The following is a 16,349-nucleotide window of genomic DNA, read 5'->3' as shown; positions in this document are numbered from 1 at the left end:
GGGAGGATTCGGCATACAAGGAATCACAGCGATGTCTATGCGCGCCCGTCCCATTCACTGCAAGTTCGAGACCCTGCGTCTCGCCAGCGAGCCTGTGCGCTCCGGCCAGCCTTATCACAATTTCGGCTCGGCGACCAACGAACAGCTCACCGCACGTGTCTTCACCCGCATGAGCCATGCGACACGTCCGGCTGCCGTCTTCGCCGATTTCCGCCAGAGCTGAGACTTCCGCAAGCAGCCCTGTGTCAACTGCATTGCAGCCCGACGATATTGTGCATTGCACAATTGCGACGTTCTCCTAAACTTAAACGGGAAAGTGCGCGATCATCGCGCCCAATGTACGAGTGCAAGGAGCGAATACCATGACCCTGATGCTTCATCCGCTCCGCAGCCTGAAGGCCGCGGTCTTCCAGATCGGCAGCGCCGTCAGCGCGTCGGAAGCCTATTCCAACGAAGTTCGCGGCAAGACCGGCCCCGCCGCACGCGAAAACGCATTGATCCGCCAGATCCCGCTCTGACATCCTTAACCGGGCGGCAGATCGCAGAACCATGATTTGGGGCTGCCGTGCAAAAGTGCGGCGCGGATTTGCTGCAGAGATAATCGATAAAAAAATGACTTAAGGCCCGCATGGCGAATCCGAAGGATCGCGCTACGCTTCAGGGCTCGCCGCCGGCAGCGTTGCGCTGGGACGAGGAAACGTCCGCCTCCACCGCCGTTTTTGCGCATGCCTCCTCGAAGGCCTGGTCGACGATCGAGAACTTCACGGCCTGCCAGCTGCAATATTCGAAGAGAAAATCGGCAGAGAACCACAGGCCGGCCTTCTTGGTCTCGTCCTGCCACTGAAGGCAGTTTTCGTCGATCGCCTTGCGAAGCAGCCGTTGAAGGTGCGTGCGCGACATCATGAACTGCTCGGCCATCTGCCGGGCGTCGATCCTGCCGATGTCGAATCGGCCTTCATGGTTCTCGGCGGGACGTATGCGCCGGACCAGTTCGTCCATCACCAGTCCGCCCGCCTCGGTCCAGAGGAACATCGCGACGCGCGGCGGCGGTTCGCGCCAGCACGGGTCCGACAGCGACTTGCGCGCCACCCACGGCTGGATCAGGCGAAACAGTTCCGGCCGTGTCGCCAGCGTCTCCGCCCGGACGCCGCCGTCCAGCCGGTCCAGGGTGGCGAGATTGGCGAGAAGCCAGTCGAACATGGCCTGCGCGGTCACGTCGGCCGCCTCGAACCGCCGGGGACGGCGGGCCGGATCGCCGGCGACCCGGATGAAACGATAGCTTGTCAGCTGATCGAGGAAGTTCAGCACCGTATTTCGGCTGGCGGCTCCCACGGTGGTGACCAGATCGCGAAGCCGGGTGGTGGTCAGGCCGGAATTCGGTTCGGAAGGATCGTATTCAAGATGGAGCGCGAAGGCGGCCTGGCTCAAAAGCCAGCGCTGATGCGAGGCCAGAAGACGGGCCAGTCGGGGATGTTCGTCATAGCGGCCGCGAAGCTCTATGGCGAAGGCTCTCAACGCCTCGACGAAGCGCGGATCGGAAGCCAGTTGTTCAGTGGAAAACGCCAAGGGCCGGCCTCCTTTCGGATCGCAGGTCAAGGCCGCAACGATACGCTCCCGGCGCCTCCCCGATACCGCCAGAGCACGAGCCGCGACGGTCAGGTCGCAAATGGAATAAGGCAGATATGCAATTCATAATACCAACATAGGCAACGGCCGCCCGGCGTGCTCCCGTGCCCGTTACATCGTAGATTAGCCGCAGTTCTTTTAAACTAAATGAAATGCCTGACAGTTCCAACCTTATTACCGGTCGGCTGACGAAAAATTGAGTATACGACCCAATACGACTTTGCGCCGAAACCTGTCGCAATCGACAGTCCGTCGCGGTTGGATTAAAGGCACAATCCGGTTTCTTCATTTCAGGGTCACCCGATGCTGGCCAGCCTCGCCTCGATCGCTTCGCTCATGCTCTCAACCCTGCTGATGATGGCAGGGTTCGGTCTGATGAACTTCCTTCTTCCGATCCGCTCGATCGACGAGGGATGGTCGACCTTTACGATCTCGGTCATCGCGACCGCATACACGTTCGGCTTCACGCTTTCGTGCATCGTTACGCCGATCTTCGTGCGCCGCGTCGGCCATGTACGGGTTTTCACCGCACTTCTGACCCTTCTGACGGTCTCCGTGCTGTTGTGCTCGCTGCTGGTGGACTGGCGCGCCTGGATGCTGTTTCGTGGCCTCGCCGGCTTTGCCATCGCCGGCGCCTACCTGCTGATCGAAAGCTGGCTCAACGAGCGCGTGACCAACGAGAACCGGGGAGCGATCTTCTCGGTCTACATGATTACCAGTCTCTCCGGATCGATCGGCGGGCAGTATCTCGTGCCGCTCGGCGATCCGCGCCGGACGGAGCTCTTCATCGTCTGCGCCCTGCTCTTCTGCCTAGCGCTGTTTCCCACCGCCCTTTCGACGGCGCAGTCGCCGGCGCCGATTGCTGAAGCCAAGTTTGACCTGAAAAGGCTGCTCACCCGTTCGCCGGTCGCCTTCTTCGGATCGCTTTTGTCCGGCGCGCTTTCCGGCACCTGGGGCAGCCTCGGCGGTGTCTATTCGCAGAATGTCGGCATGACCACGGCGCAAGGGGCCACCCTGCTTGCGGCCCTGCTTGCCGGCGGCGCAATCGCGCAGATGCCGCTCGGACGTCTTTCCGACTTCATCGATCGCCGGCTGGTCATGATCGGCTCCGGTATTTTCGGCATGACGGCCTGCCTTGCCATGATGATCTTCGGCGGCAGTCCGGTGGCGCTCTATATCGCCGGCTTCTTCGTCGGTACCGTTCTTTATCCGGTCTATGCGCTGAATGTCGCCCACGCCAACGACATGGCGGAGCCGGACGAATATGTGAAGATTTCCAGCGCGATCATGATCCTTTACGGTCTCGGCACGGTCACCGGACCGCTGATGGGGGGAACGCTGATGGAATATTTCGGCCCGAACGGGCTCATCTGGTTCCTCGCCACGGCCTTTGCGCTTTATGCCGGCTATGCGGGATTCCGCATGCTGCGCCGCCCCTCAAGCGAGGGACCGGCCGAAAAGACCGATTTCCAGTCCAAGCCGCTGCCGATGCAGGGGCCGGACCCGTCCGGCGGCATCGGCGACCAGGTCTCCTGAGAAGCCCACGGAACGCCGCTATCCCTGCGGCGTCGAAGCCTTGCGCGCGGCGCGGCGCTCGAGACCGAGCTGGTGTTCGCGGAAGATGATGAAGATGCCGGCTCCGACGACGAAGACCGCTCCGATGACCGTCGTCAGCGTCGGAACCTCATCGAACAGCAGAAAAGCGATGATCGATCCGAGGATGATCGAACAATATTCGAAGGGTGCGACGGTCGAGACATCGGCAAAACGATAGCTCTCGGTCAGCAAGATCTGACCGAGCCCGCCGAAGAACCCGGCCATGACCATCAGCCCGAGCGATTGCCAGGACAAGACCTGCCAGCCGAAGAACCAGCTCACCGCCGACAACAACGAAGCCGTCAGCGAGAAGAAGAGCACGATGGTCGCCGTTCGCTCCTCCCGCACCAACTGGCGCACCTGCAGCATGGCGGCCGCGCCCAATGCGGCGGACAGAAGCACCGCACAGGCGCCCACCGCCGCCTGGGAGCCGAAACCCTGCTCGCCGAACAGCGTCAGTTTCGGCCAGGAAATGATCGACACGCCGATCAGGCCGACGAAAACGGCGCTCCAGCGATAGACCCTGACCGTCTCCCGCAGGAAGACGGCGGCAAAGACCACCGCCAGCAGCGGCATCGCGTAACCGATCGCAATCGCATCCGGCAACGGCAGGAGAACGAGCCCGTAAAAGCCGACCGTCATCGCTGCCACGCCGATCAATCCACGTTTGAGATGGCCGAACGGATTGTTCGTTCGAAAGGCATGACGCAGATCGCCTTTCCAGGCGAGATAAAGAAGAATGGGAACGATTGCGAAAGCGGAGCGATAAAAAGTTATCTGTCCCGTCGGGAGATCGCTGCCCGCAAGCTTGATGCAGCTCTGCATGCCGACGAAGACGGTGACGGACGCCACCTTGAGAAGAATGCCACGAAGGGGATCGTAAGAGGCGACAGCCATCGATAAGGCTCCGGATGCGGAGAGACAGGAGATGCGGCAACCGGACGAGACTGCTTGTTCGACGGCGAAGCTTTGATCGGACGATAGTCGCTTGCGGAGGAGGGAAGCAAGAACATATCGCCACCGAGACCGTGGAAGAGGCTGCGAGGAGCGATATGCACAATAGAATTGATGAAATATACTTTATTCTCAGTTAACCAATTTTACGGATACTCGCCTTCGTTCAATACCCATACATTTCCACAGTACCGCCATCGGTTGCAACGCTACAGGCGGACACTGCAAGAGCCACTCCTTTTCTGGATAGTTGTCCATGAGCGAAGCCGTTCCGAAGTTGAAAAGCACAGCCCCCCTCGTTGCCACTCCCCGCTCGATGCGCCTGGTGACGGAGGGCATAGGCGTCGATCTGGAGCGGTTCAGCGCGGAAAATACGCATGTGGTGAAACAGATCCGGCTGCTGGCGATCAATGCGCTCATCGAGGCGGCACGGGCTGGAGAGACCGGCAAGGGCTTTGCGGTCGTGGCCAATGAAGTGCAGCGCCTTGCCCAGGCCGCGGCCGACATCGCCGACCGTTTCCAGGAAAACGTGCTTGGCCGTATCGGCGTCGGCCGCAATATGGCCGATGACCTCGTCAAGCAGATGGAAGGCGTCCGTCTCACGGATCTCGCCCAGACGCTGGTGCAGTTCATCGTGCGCAACCTGTTCGAACGCACCGCCGATGTGCGCTGGTGGGCGACGGACCCGGCCCTTTGGCAGGCGCTTGAGGACCCGACCAGCGACCGGTTCGCCTATGCGGCCGAACGGCTCGGCGTCATCAACCGTTTCTACACTGTCTATCTCGACCTGGTGATGACCGATGCGAACGGTCGTGTCGTCGCATCCGCCAATCCCAGGTTCCAAAAGGGGCTCAAGGACCGCAGCTTCGCCGGCGAGCCGTGGTTTGCGGCGGCGCGCCAGTGCGCGAGCGGTGACGACTATGCCGTCGACGAGGTGAAGCCCAGCCTTTCCCACGATAATCGCGACGTGCTCGTCTATGCGACGGGCATCCGGGCCGGCGGCCGCTCCGATGGCGCGCTGGTCGGCACCCTTGGCGTCTATTTCGATTGGCAGGCGCAGGGCCAGGCGATTGTCGAGAAGGAAGCCAACCTGCCGCCCCAGGTGGCGGAGAAGACGGAAGTCATGCTGCTCGACGGCGCGCTACGGGTGATTGCCTCGAGCAATCCGGCCCGCCGCTACACGCATTTTGCGCTTCACAATCCCGAGGGACTGATGCGTGGCAGCTATTATGACGGCAAGGGTTCGATCGTCGCCTTCGCCAAGACGCTCGGATACGAGGATTATGACGGGCTCGGCTGGTATGGCGTCATCGCCCAGCAGATGGAAAGCGACGATGCCATTCGGGCGGCTTTCGGGCTGAAATGACGTCTGGAAGAGACCGGATGCCCGTCCAAAAATGGGCATTAAATTGATCGGTGTTTTAACAATCGTTCAGAAATTAATGTAATCATCCACAATAATCTGGCGGTGATCCTGCGGGCGTATGTCGTATGCCGGTGCCGCAAGGCGGGCATTCACTTACGATCAGGACAAATCATGCGAACAGATACGGGCCGGATCATTCATCTGGCAGACTACCGCCCCACCGACTTCGTGCTGGAACGGGTGGACCTGACCTTCGAGCTTGATCCGACCGAAACAAAGGTCGAGGCGCGTCTGATCTTCCACCGTCGCGAGGGTGTCGATCCGGCGGCGCCGCTGGTGCTGGACGGCGACGACCTCACCATGACAAGCCTCCTGTTCGACCAGATCGAGATGGCCCCGGAGCGCTACACGGCAACGCCCGAAAGCCTCACCATCCGCGACCTGCCTGAAAGCACGCCTTTCGAAATCACCGTCACGACGCTGATAAATCCCGAGGCAAACACGCAGTTGATGGGCCTTTATCGCTCAAACGGGGTCTATTGCACCCAGTGCGAGGCCGAGGGTTTCCGCCGCATCACCTATTTCCCGGATCGTCCGGACGTGCTGGCCGTCTATACGGTCAACATCATCGCCGACAAGGCAGCCAACCCGCTGCTGCTGTCGAACGGCAACTTCCTCGGCGGCGCCGGCTACGGTCCGGACAAGCACTTCGCCGCCTGGTTCGATCCCCATCCCAAGCCCTCCTATCTGTTCGCGCTCGTCGCCGGCGACCTCGGCGTGGTGGAAGACACCTTCACCACAATGTCCGGCCGTGAGGTGGCGCTGAAGATCTACGTCGAGCACGGCAAGGAGCCGCGCGCGGCCTATGCCATGGACGCGCTGAAGCGCTCGATGAAATGGGACGAGGAGGTCTTCGGCCGCGAATACGACCTCGACATCTTCATGATCGTCGCCGTGTCCGACTTCAACATGGGGGCCATGGAGAACAAGGGCCTCAACATCTTCAACGACAAATACGTGCTGGCCGATCCGGAAACCGCAACGGACCAGGACTACGCCAATATCGAGGCGATCATCGCCCATGAATACTTCCACAACTGGACCGGCAACCGCATCACCTGCCGCGACTGGTTCCAGCTCTGCCTGAAGGAAGGCCTTACCGTCTACCGCGACCACGAATTCTCGGCCGACCAGCGGTCCCGTCCGGTGAAGCGCATCGCCGAAGTGCGTCACCTGCGCTCGGAACAGTTCCCGGAGGATGCGGGGCCGCTTGCCCATCCCGTCCGCCCGACCGCCTATCGTGAGATCAACAACTTCTACACGACGACCGTCTATGAGAAGGGGTCCGAGGTCACCCGGATGATTGCGACCATTCTCGGCCGCGACGGCTTCAAAAAGGGCATGGATCTCTATTTCGAGCGCCACGACGGCGAAGCCGCGACCGTCGAGGACTTCGTCAAGTCCTTCGAGGATGCCAACGGCCGCGATCTCAAGCAGTTTTCGCTGTGGTACAATCAGGCCGGCACGCCGCAGATCACCGTCTCGTCCTCCTATGACGCCGCGGCGAAGACGCTGACCCTGTCGCTGGAGCAGATGATTCCGGCCACACCGGGCCAGACGCACAAGGAGCCGATGCACATACCGCTGCGCTTCGCGCTGATCGGTGCCAATGGCGACGAGCAGAACCCCTCCTCCGTCACTGGCGGCGAGGTCACCGGCGACGTCCTGCATCTGACCGAGCGCAGCCAGACCTTCGTCTTTTCCGGCATCGCCAGCCGCCCGGTCATTTCGCTGAACCGCAGCTTCTCCGCGCCGGTGACCCTGCATTTTGCGCAGGCGACGGAGGATCTCGCCCTCATCGCGCGTTTCGAGAGCGATCTCTTCTCGCGCTGGCAGGCGCTTACCGATCTCGCCCTGCCGAACCTGACGGCGGCGGCCGCCGCCGCTGGCAAGGGCGATCCGGTCTCCTGCGACAAGGGCCTTCTCGACGCCCTTCTCGCCATTGCCGCCGACGACAGCCTCGAACCCGCCTTCCGGGCGCAGGCGCTGACGCTGCCGAGCGAATCCGATATCGCCCGCGAACTCGGGGCGAACAACGATCCGGACGCGATCCATGCCGGCCGGCAGGCGATCCTCAAGGAGATAGCGACCGCGGGCGCGGCAACCTTCGAGGCGCTGTACAAAGGTCTGGCATCGGACTCTGCCTACAGCCCCGATGCCGCAAGCGCCGGCCGCCGCGCGCTTCGCAACTGCGCCCTCGGTTACCTCGCCCTCAGCGAGAACGCTCCGGGGACAGCCGCTGCGGCTTTCGCCAGGGCCGACAACATGACCGACCTGTCGCAGGCCCTGACCGTTCTTGCCCACCGCTTCCCCGATGCGCCGGAGACCCATGCAGCGCTGGCGGCATTCGAAAAGCGCTTCTCGTCCAATGCGCTGGTGCTCGACAAGTGGTTCCAGATCCAGGCGACCATACCGGGCGAAGGCGCGCTCGACCGCGTCATGCGGCTGATGCAGAACCCGCACTTCGTCGCCTCCAATCCCAATCGCGTGCGCGCGCTGATCGGCACCTTCGCCTTCGGCAACCCGACGGGCTTCAACCGGGCTGACGGCAGGGCCTACACGTTCTTCGCCGAACAGGTTCTGGCCATCGACAAGCGCAATCCGCAGCTTGCGGCCCGGCTGCTCACCGCCTTGCGCTCCTGGCGCCTGCTCGAACCCGGCAGGGCCGATCACGCGCGCGAGGCCCTGATGACCATCGAACGTAGTGGCTCGCTGTCCAACGATGTCCGCGACATCGTCGATCGCACGCTGAAGGGCTGACCGAACGCGAAAACGGGGCGCGGGCGCGGATACAGGATTGCCGCGCCTCTCCTTGCCAGCGCTGCGCCGACGGGCTTTCCCATCGCGATCGCCGATAGACCGCTCTGCCGAGGCTGGCGCTCCCGGCATTTCTTCCCGCTGGACCTCGTCTTCCGGCAGATCGGGTTGCGGCCGGCATATTGGCCTCGCCTCGTTCGCCCGCCCTCGGATACGGGCGGGACACCGCCGTCTTTCCAATCAGATTCAAGCGTTTGGCGCGTCTCGCAGAAAAAAAGACGATTCGGAATAATGGCTTAAGATTTTGTTCATCACCCCGGTCTGGACAAGGCGAATCAGCAATGATTCATTAAGTCAGATTCGGGCGGCGGCGCCTCGAATCACACGAGGAAATCGAGGCAGGGGACGATGTCGAACGCGCAGCGGGCAACCGCAGCCGATGAACGGTTGCGGCTTAAAACTACCGTGTTTTCGGCTCTTTTGGAAACCCTTTCGACGGGGATCGCGACGCTTGCCGGCGCAGACGTCGGGGCGTCCCGACGGGTGGAGACGATCCTTCGACGCTCCATTCCGGTGCTCATCCTGGCGTTTCTCGCGGTCGTCGCACTTGCACGCACGGCCGGCATTCTTTCCGAACATGCACGCATCGAAAGTGCGGTGCGTCAGTCGACGGCGCTGATATCGGCGGCTGCCAACGCCGCGCTGACGACGCAGCCGGAACTTTTCACCAAGGCCGACCGATCAGGCTCCGAGGCGGCGCTGGCGCGCTTCCTGCCGCAGGAGCGGATGGCGGATGGCGCCTTCGTCCTGCTCGTCGATGCCGGCGGAAGCATCTATGCCGCCACCTCGGCCGGCTCCGGCTATGTCGGCCTGCCGCTCGGCGCACTCCTGCCGGAGGTCACCACCATCCGGCGCTTTACCGATCGCAGTGGCGCAATCGAGACCGATATCGGCGGCATCCGTCATTTCGCCGTGGTCACGCCCGTCGGAGCCGAGGGCGCACTCATTCTGGCGGCCCATTCGCTTGAGGGTGCCACGACATTCTGGCGCAGCGAAATCTCGCTCAACGTCACGCTGTTTTCCGGCATCTCCCTGATCCTGCTTGTCATCCTCTACGCCTATTTCCAGCAGGTGAAGCGCGCCCGCGACGCTGACGAGATCTTTCTCGAGACCAATGTCAGGGTGGAGACGGCGCTGTCGCGCGGCCGCTGCGGCCTTTGGGACTTCGACCTCGCCTCGCGCAAGCTCTTCTGGTCGCGCTCGATGTACGAGATGCTTGGACTTTCACCGTCCGAGGACATGCTGACCTTTGCCGACGCCGCCAGGCTCATGCATCCGGCCGACGGCAATCTCTATGCGCTTGCCCGCGCCATCGGCAAAGGCAATTCCCGGCAGATCGATCAGGTCTTCCGCATGCGCCATGCCAACGGCCATTATGTCTGGATGCGCGCCCGCGCCCAAGTCATCCGTTCCAACACCGGCTGCCTGCACGTCATCGGCATCGCCATGGACGTCACCGAGCAGCATCGCCTTGCCCAGCGTTACGCCGAAGCCGACCAGCGGCTCGCAGACGCGATCGAATGCACCTCCGAGGCCTTCGTTCTGTGGGACAAGAACGACCGCCTGGTGATGTGCAACGCGCATTTCCAGCAAGTCTACGGCCTGCCGGACAGCATCCTTGTGCCCGGTACCGAGCGCGCGGTGGTGCAGGCCGCGGCTGCGCGGCCGATTATCCAGCGCCGCATCGCCGACCCCGATCTCGGCAGCAATTCGCGCACTACCGAGGTGCAACTTGCCGACGAGCGCTGGCTGCAGATCAACGAGCGCCGGACACGCGACGGCGGCCTCGTGTCCGTCGGAACCGACATTACCCTCCTGAAGCGCCATCAGGAGCGGTTGCGTGACCAGGAACGGCGCCTGATGGCGACGATCGGCGATCTTTCCGCCTCGCAGAAGAAGCTGGAGCGTCAGAAGGCCGAACTTTCCGTCGCCAACACCAACTACCTCGCGGAAAAGGAACGCGCCGAGGCCGCCAACAAGGCGAAATCCGAATTCCTCGCCAATATGAGCCATGAGCTCAGAACTCCGCTCAACGCCATCCTCGGCTTTTCGGAAATCCTCGTCGCCGGCATGTTCGGCCCGATCGGCTCGCCGAAATATTCCGAATATGCACGCGATATCCATGACAGCGGCAAGCATCTGCTGAACCTCATCAACGATATCCTCGACATGTCGAAGATCGAGGCGGGGCAGATGAAGATCCGCCGCGAGACCATCGATCTCGACGCGCTGATCGAGGAAAGCATGCGGCTTACCGCCATCCCGGCGGACGAGAAGAACATACTGATCCGGCAGCGCGTTTCGCCCAGCCTGACGATGAACGCGGACCGGCGCGCAATGAAGCAGATCCTGCTCAACATCCTGTCGAATGCGGTGAAATTCACGGAAGCCGGCGGCCGCATCGCGCTGCGCGCCCGCAGGATCGGCGATGCGGTCACGATCACCATCGCCGACACCGGCATCGGCATCCCCAAATCCGCCCTGTCGAAGATCGGGCATCCGTTCGAACAGGTGCAGAGTCAGTACGCCAAGAGCAATGGCGGCTCCGGCCTCGGTCTCGCCATCTCCCGCTCGCTCGTCGGCATGCACGGCGGCGACCTCAGGATACGTTCCTGCGAAGGCCGCGGTACGGTGGTCTCGGTCAGAATTCCGGACCGGACATCTGTGGAACGGCAGGATTGCGCGGCCTGAAACGCCGACGCGCTCAAGTCTTCACGATGTTCTGGAACACCTTCCGCGTCGCCTTCGAGAGCCGCCTCACCTCCGCCTCCAGCGTCTTCAGATCCGGGCAGTCACCGGCCTGGCAGACGAGATCGGCAAGGCCGGCGGGCACGTTGTCCGGATCGAAGGGACCGTCGATGCAAAGACGGATTACCTGGGAGAGATCCGTATAGAGCCGGAGCGCCGTCAGGCAGGTTTCAAGATCGTTCGGATCGAGCAGGACGCCGCCCAACTGCCTGAGGGCATCCGCCGTCGAATGCCCGTTCACATGCACATCGACGCCTCTGCCCTTGGCGATCAGGGCGAGGTATTGCGCGATGAATTCAATGTCGATCAACCCGCCCGGGAAGAGCTTGAAATCCCAAATGTCGCGCGACGGCTTTTCCTTTTCGATCAGAGCGCGCATTTCCGCCACGTCAGCGGCGATGCCGGCTTCTTCTCTTGGCCTTGCAAGCACGGTCTCGATGATGGCCCTCGTGCGCTCGGCAAGATCCTCGTCGCCGCAGATCAGCCGCGCGCGCGTCAGCGCCATGTGTTCCCAGGTCCAGGCTTCCTCGAGCTGGTATTTCTCGAAGGCCCGCAAACGGGTCGCGACCGGCCCCTTGTTGCCGGAGGGCCTGAGCCGCATGTCCACCTCGTAGAGAACTCCCTCGGCAGTCGGCGCCGAAAGGGCGGCGATCAGGCGCTGCGTCATCCGGGTGAAATAGCGGACCGGGTCGAGCGGCTTCGGCCCGTCGGAATCGCCCGCGTCGTCCGCATGTTCGTAGAGAAGGATGAGATCGACGTCCGACCCGGCCGTCAGCTCGAAACTGCCGAGCTTGCCCATGCCCGCAAGCGCCACGGTGCCGCCTTCGATGCGCCCGTGGCTTGCCTCCATTTCCTCCACCACCGCCTTCAGCGTCTCACCGATGACAAGGCCTGCGAGATCGGTGAAGGCATGGGCGGCCTGTGTGCCCCCGATGGCCCCCGTGAGCAGGCGTATGCCGATGAGGAACCGCTGTTCAGCCGCGAAGATCCTGAGGCGATCGAGAATTTCCTCGTAGAAGCGGCTGCCGTTCAGGAAGGAGGCGAGCCTTTTCGCCAGGTAGTCGCGGGTCGGCAGTTCCACCATCAGGCCGGGATCGAGCATGCCGTCGAAGACATGGGGACGCCGGGCGATGATCTCGGCAAGCCTCGGCGCCGACGACATGATGTTGACGATCAGGTCGAGCAATGCCGGATTGTTGCCGAGCAGGGAGAAAAGCTGGATGCCGGCGGGCAGGCCTGAGAGGAAATTATCGAAGCGCAGCAGGGCTTCGTCCGCACGGCGGCTTTCGCCGAAGGCCTTGAGAAGCTCGGGCATCAGTTCTGTCAGGCGTTCTCGCGCCTCGACGGATTGCGTGGCGCGATAGCGGCCGTAATGCCAGGTGCGAATGACGCGGGAAATATCCTCCGGCCGCTCGAAGCCGAGGCTTTTCAGCGTCTTCAGCGTGTCCGGGTCGTCCTGCTGTCCGGTGAAGACCAGGTTTCCCGTCGCCGTCGACAGCTTTTCCTCATGCTCGAACAGACGCGCGTAACGGCGCTCGACGGTCTTCAGCACGTTTTCCAGCCTGGCGGAGAAACCGGCCGTGTCGGAAAAGCCGGTCATGAAGGCGATGCGGCGAAGTTCCGCCTCCGTATCGGGCAGAAGATGAGTCTGCTCGTCATGGACCATCTGGATGCGATGCTCGATATCGCGCAGGAACCAGTAACAGGCGATCAGTTCCTCGCAGGTCTCGCCGTCGATCCAGTTCGCGCCGGCAAGCGCGCGAAGAGCGGCTTCCGTCGGCCGCACCCTCAGTTCCGGCATGCGCCCGCCGGCGATCAATTGCTGCGTCTGGGCGAAGAATTCGATCTCGCGGATGCCGCCGCGGCCGAGCTTGACATTGTGTCCCTTGACCGCAATCGCTCCGTGGCCCTTGTGGACGTGGATCTGCCGCTTGATCGAATGAATGTCGGCAATCGCCGCATAGTCGAGATATTTCCGGAAAACGAAGGGGACCAGTTCCCGCTGGAACTGCTCGCCGGCCACAAGGTCGCCGGCGATGGGACGGGCCTTGATATAGGCGGCGCGCTCCCAGTTCTGCCCCCGCCCCTCGTAATAGAGAAGCGCCGCCTCCACGGGCACGGCAAGCGGCGTCGAACCCGGATCGGGACGCAGGCGAAGATCGGTGCGGAAGACATAGCCGTCGGCCGTGCGCTCCTGCAGGATGCGCACCAGCCGGCGCATCATCCGGCCATAGGTCTCCGTCGCATCCTCCGGCACGACGAGAATGCCGGCTTCCGGCTCGAAGAAGACGACGAGATCGACATCGGAGGAATAGTTGAGTTCGCAAGCGCCTAGCTTGCCCATGCCGAGCACGATCAGGCCGCTTCCCTTCGAAGGCTCGGAAGGGTTTTTGAGGGTCAGCTTGCCCGCCTCCTGGCCTGCGACGAGCAGATGATCGATCGCGGCCGCCACCGATGCGTCCGCAATGGCGCTCAGCCAGCGCGTGGTATCGCGTGCGTCGAAAATCCGCGCCAGATCGGCAAGCGCGGTGAGGAAGGCTGCCTTGCGCTTGGCGACCCTCAGCCGCGACATCACCTGCGCCTCTGTGGCCGGCGGTCCGCCGGGCTCGCCTTTCCAGGCATCGCGCGCCGTGGCGACCAGCGTCTCCAGCATGGGCACGATCGGCTTTTCAATGGCATCGGCGAGCAGCGACGGCGAAAGGTTCGCCACATCCCGCAGGTAAGGAGAAAGCGTCAGCGCCGCCGTGACGAAGCTCTTCAGCGGCCCTTCATTCGCCAGCAGATCCGCGATGGCCGGTTCGTTCCTGCCCGCATCCTTGAGCGTCGATAGGACCGATTTCAGCTCCGCCTGGTTGAATGGCCGGATCACATCCGCCGCAACCTCCGCCAGAAGTGTCGTCTCTGCTTGCCTCATCTCACAGGCCTCCCTCCGGGCGAAATTGCCGGGGTCCTCTTCCCCGAATCCCGTTTCGCGAGGCAAAGTTAGGGCTTCTGGCCGGGAAAGACCATGGCTGCGGTCAAGCCGTTGTCGGGGGCGTCGTCCTGATGGGTATCGGAAAGTTCGAGGCGACCGCCATGCAGCGCCATGATCGCGCAGACCAGCGAGAGACCAAGACCCGTTCCGGGTTTGGATCGGCTCTTGTCCAGGCGAACGAAGCGCTTGACCACTTCTTCCCGCTTGTCGGCGGCAACGCCCGGCCCGCTGTCGGAAACCCTGAGCTCCACTCCGGCGCCGGTCTTGGCGACGGTCACCTTCACCTTGCGGTCGCGATCGCCCTCGGCGCCGTATTTTATGGCGTTGTCGATGAGGTTGGAGATTGCCTGGCCGACGAGTTCGCGATTTCCCCTTACGGAGAGACCCGGCGCAATCTCGGTTTCGAGCGTCAGCCCCGCCTCCTCCGCCACCGGTTCGTAAAGCTCCGCGCTGTCGGCGGCGATGGCCGAAAGATCGATGTCCGTCAGTTCGGCTGCGATCGAGCCCGCCTCGACGCGCGAGATCATCAGGAGCGCGTTGAAGGTGCGGATCAACTGGTCGGATTCGGCGATGATGCCTTCCAGAGCCGTCCTGCGGGTCGCGTCGTCGTCCTCGCTCAGCGCGTCGGCGGCCTTGTTGCGCAGACGGGTCAGCGGCGTCTTCAGATCGTGAGCGATATTGTCCGAGACCTGGCGCAGACCCTCGTTCAGCTTCTCGATGCGGCCCAGCATCTCGTTCAGCGAAGAGGAGAGACGGTCGAACTCGTCGCCGGAGCCGGACACCGGCAGCCGCTCCGAGAGATCGCCCGCCATGATCTTCTTGCTGGCGGCCGAGACGCGGTCGATGCGCTTCAGGGCATTGCGGCCGATCGCGAACCAGATGATGACCGCGCCGGTCCCCATGATCGCGAGCGCCACCATCAGGGCCTGGCGCACCAGCAGCCGCAGTTTTGTGGGTTCGCCAAGATCCCGGCCGACCAGCACTCTCAGGCTGTTGTCGAGGAAGAAGACATGGCCCGCAGCCACGTGCCGCTGCACGTCGCCGCTCTCGTTGTAACGCTCGTAGCGGAAGGGAAAGTCCGTCCAGCCCTCGTGATCGAACACGCCGGGCTGCACCGAGGCGACGTTGCCGGCGAGGATCTCGCCATTCGGTCCGGCGATCACGTAAAGATTGGCACCCGGCTGACGGGCGCGGCGCTCCATGATCGCGAGAAGGCGATTGATGCCGCCACGCTCATAGGCCGTCGTGATTTCCTGAACCTCTTCCTTCAGCGAGTCGCGCGTCTGGGTGTAGAGGATGCGCTCGGAAAGCGCCGTCACATAGATGACGAGCAGCGCCGCGCACAGGGCGAAAAGGCCGATATAAAGGGCCGACAGCCGGACGGCCGTCGACTTGAACAGGAGCTTGGCGCGGCTCATCCCGATGTCAGCCTTCGTCCTTAATCATGTAACCTGCGCCGCGAACGGTCTTCAGCAGCGGCTTGTCGAAATCCTTCTCGATCTTGGAGCGAAGCCGGGAGACATGCACGTCGATGACGTTGGTCTGGGGATCGAAATGATAGTCCCAGACGTTTTCGAGCAGCATGGTGCGGGTCACCACCTGGCCGGCATTCTTCATCAGGTATTCGAGAAGGCGGAATTCGCGCGGCTGCAGCAGGATCTCCTTGCCGGCGCGCTTGACCTCGTGGGACAGCCGGTCGAGTTCGAGATCGCCGACACGATACATCATATCCTGTTCCGGCTTGCCCTTGCGGCGGCCGAGCACTTCGACGCGGGCCAGCAATTCTGAAAAGGCGTAGGGCTTGGGAAGGTAGTCGTCGCCGCCTGCGCGAAGGCCGGTCACCCGGTCGTCGACCTGCCCGAGCGCGGAAAGGATCAGCACCGGCGTATCGATGCCGCGCTTCCTGAGTTCGCTGATGACGGACAGCCCGTCGCGGCGCGGCAGCATGCGGTCGATGACCATCACGTCATAGGCATTCTCCGACCCCATGAACAGGCCGCTTTCGCCATCGCTGGCATGATCGGCGACAATGCCCGCCTCACGGAAAGCCTTCGTCATGTAGGCGGCGGCTTCCAGGTCGTCTTCAATAACCAATATCTTCATGTGCGCGACATTACCGCCGGCCATGCCATCGGCACAACCGGAATCGGCTGGTCCCACAGTCCCGCTTCCTCCGGAATTCATGCTCTCGTCCTTGTTTTCGGTTTA

Annotated in this window: 11 protein-coding genes; 6 read left to right on the top strand and 5 right to left on the bottom strand. The window is 62.6% G+C overall.

The window, feature by feature from the left end:
• The first annotated feature begins 31 nt into the window (after positions 1 to 31).
• Entirely contained in the window at positions 32 to 223 is a 192-nt protein-coding gene (locus ACLBKR_RS04430; protein WP_112827439.1) for a hypothetical protein, read from the top strand.
• A 139-nt stretch (positions 224 to 362) separates the two neighbouring features.
• Entirely contained in the window at positions 363 to 518 is a 156-nt protein-coding gene (locus ACLBKR_RS04425; protein ID WP_162708156.1) for a hypothetical protein, read from the top strand.
• A gap of 139 nt (positions 519 to 657) precedes the next feature.
• On the opposite strand, the gene ACLBKR_RS04420 is transcribed toward ACLBKR_RS04425, so the two are convergent.
• On the bottom strand, positions 658 to 1,566 hold the full coding sequence (locus tag ACLBKR_RS04420) for a hypothetical protein (protein WP_414900787.1): 909 nt from the start codon (positions 1,564 to 1,566) through the stop codon (positions 658 to 660).
• 363 nt (positions 1,567 to 1,929) lie between these two features.
• Between ACLBKR_RS04420 and ACLBKR_RS04415 the strand changes: the two genes are divergently transcribed.
• Complete coding sequence (locus ACLBKR_RS04415) at positions 1,930 to 3,162, top strand: MFS transporter (protein ID WP_414900785.1); 1,233 nt, start codon at positions 1,930 to 1,932, stop codon at positions 3,160 to 3,162.
• A gap of 18 nt (positions 3,163 to 3,180) precedes the next feature.
• On the opposite strand, the gene ACLBKR_RS04410 is transcribed toward ACLBKR_RS04415, so the two are convergent.
• The gene (locus ACLBKR_RS04410) at positions 3,181 to 4,119 is read right to left on the bottom strand and encodes a DMT family transporter (protein ID WP_112827442.1); all 939 of its coding nucleotides are present in this window, start codon (positions 4,117 to 4,119) and stop codon (positions 3,181 to 3,183) included.
• Positions 4,120 to 4,432: 313 nt separating this feature from the next.
• Between ACLBKR_RS04410 and ACLBKR_RS04405 the strand changes: the two genes are divergently transcribed.
• The 3 genes from ACLBKR_RS04405 to ACLBKR_RS04395 all read left to right on the top strand — a co-directional run bounded on the left by ACLBKR_RS04405 (position 4,433) and on the right by ACLBKR_RS04395 (position 11,110).
• A complete protein-coding gene (locus ACLBKR_RS04405) occupies positions 4,433 to 5,542 on the top strand; it encodes a methyl-accepting chemotaxis protein (RefSeq protein WP_113426448.1) in 1,110 nt (369 codons plus the stop codon).
• Positions 5,543 to 5,713: 171 nt separating this feature from the next.
• Positions 5,714 to 8,362 carry an aminopeptidase N gene (pepN, locus tag ACLBKR_RS04400; protein WP_113448302.1) on the top strand — a complete coding sequence of 883 codons (2,649 nt, stop codon included), beginning with the start codon at positions 5,714 to 5,716 and terminating at the stop codon, positions 8,360 to 8,362.
• 405 nt (positions 8,363 to 8,767) lie between these two features.
• Complete coding sequence (locus tag ACLBKR_RS04395) at positions 8,768 to 11,110, top strand: PAS domain-containing sensor histidine kinase (RefSeq protein WP_113448303.1); 2,343 nt, start codon at positions 8,768 to 8,770, stop codon at positions 11,108 to 11,110.
• A gap of 13 nt (positions 11,111 to 11,123) precedes the next feature.
• Here ACLBKR_RS04395 and ACLBKR_RS04390 read toward each other — a convergent pair whose 3' ends face one another.
• The 3 genes from ACLBKR_RS04390 to ACLBKR_RS04380 all read right to left on the bottom strand — a co-directional run bounded on the left by ACLBKR_RS04390 (position 11,124) and on the right by ACLBKR_RS04380 (position 16,268).
• Complete coding sequence (locus ACLBKR_RS04390) at positions 11,124 to 14,081, bottom strand: bifunctional [glutamine synthetase] adenylyltransferase/[glutamine synthetase]-adenylyl-L-tyrosine phosphorylase (protein ID WP_414900781.1); 2,958 nt, start codon at positions 14,079 to 14,081, stop codon at positions 11,124 to 11,126.
• Between the two features lie 68 nt (positions 14,082 to 14,149).
• Positions 14,150 to 15,559, bottom strand: coding sequence for a sensor histidine kinase (locus ACLBKR_RS04385; protein ID WP_414900779.1), 1,410 nt, complete (start codon positions 15,557 to 15,559; stop codon positions 14,150 to 14,152).
• A 7-nt stretch (positions 15,560 to 15,566) separates the two neighbouring features.
• Positions 15,567 to 16,268 carry a response regulator transcription factor gene (locus ACLBKR_RS04380; RefSeq protein WP_112827490.1) on the bottom strand — a complete coding sequence of 234 codons (702 nt, stop codon included), beginning with the start codon at positions 16,266 to 16,268 and terminating at the stop codon, positions 15,567 to 15,569.
• Positions 16,269 to 16,349 lie beyond the last annotated feature (81 nt).

The organism is Paenirhizobium cremeum, assembly GCF_047553425.1.
Taxonomy (GTDB): domain Bacteria; phylum Pseudomonadota; class Alphaproteobacteria; order Rhizobiales; family Rhizobiaceae; genus Allorhizobium; species Allorhizobium cremeum.
The sequence above is the reverse complement of the archived record's forward strand: the minus strand, read 5'-3'. Positions and strand labels throughout refer to the sequence as shown.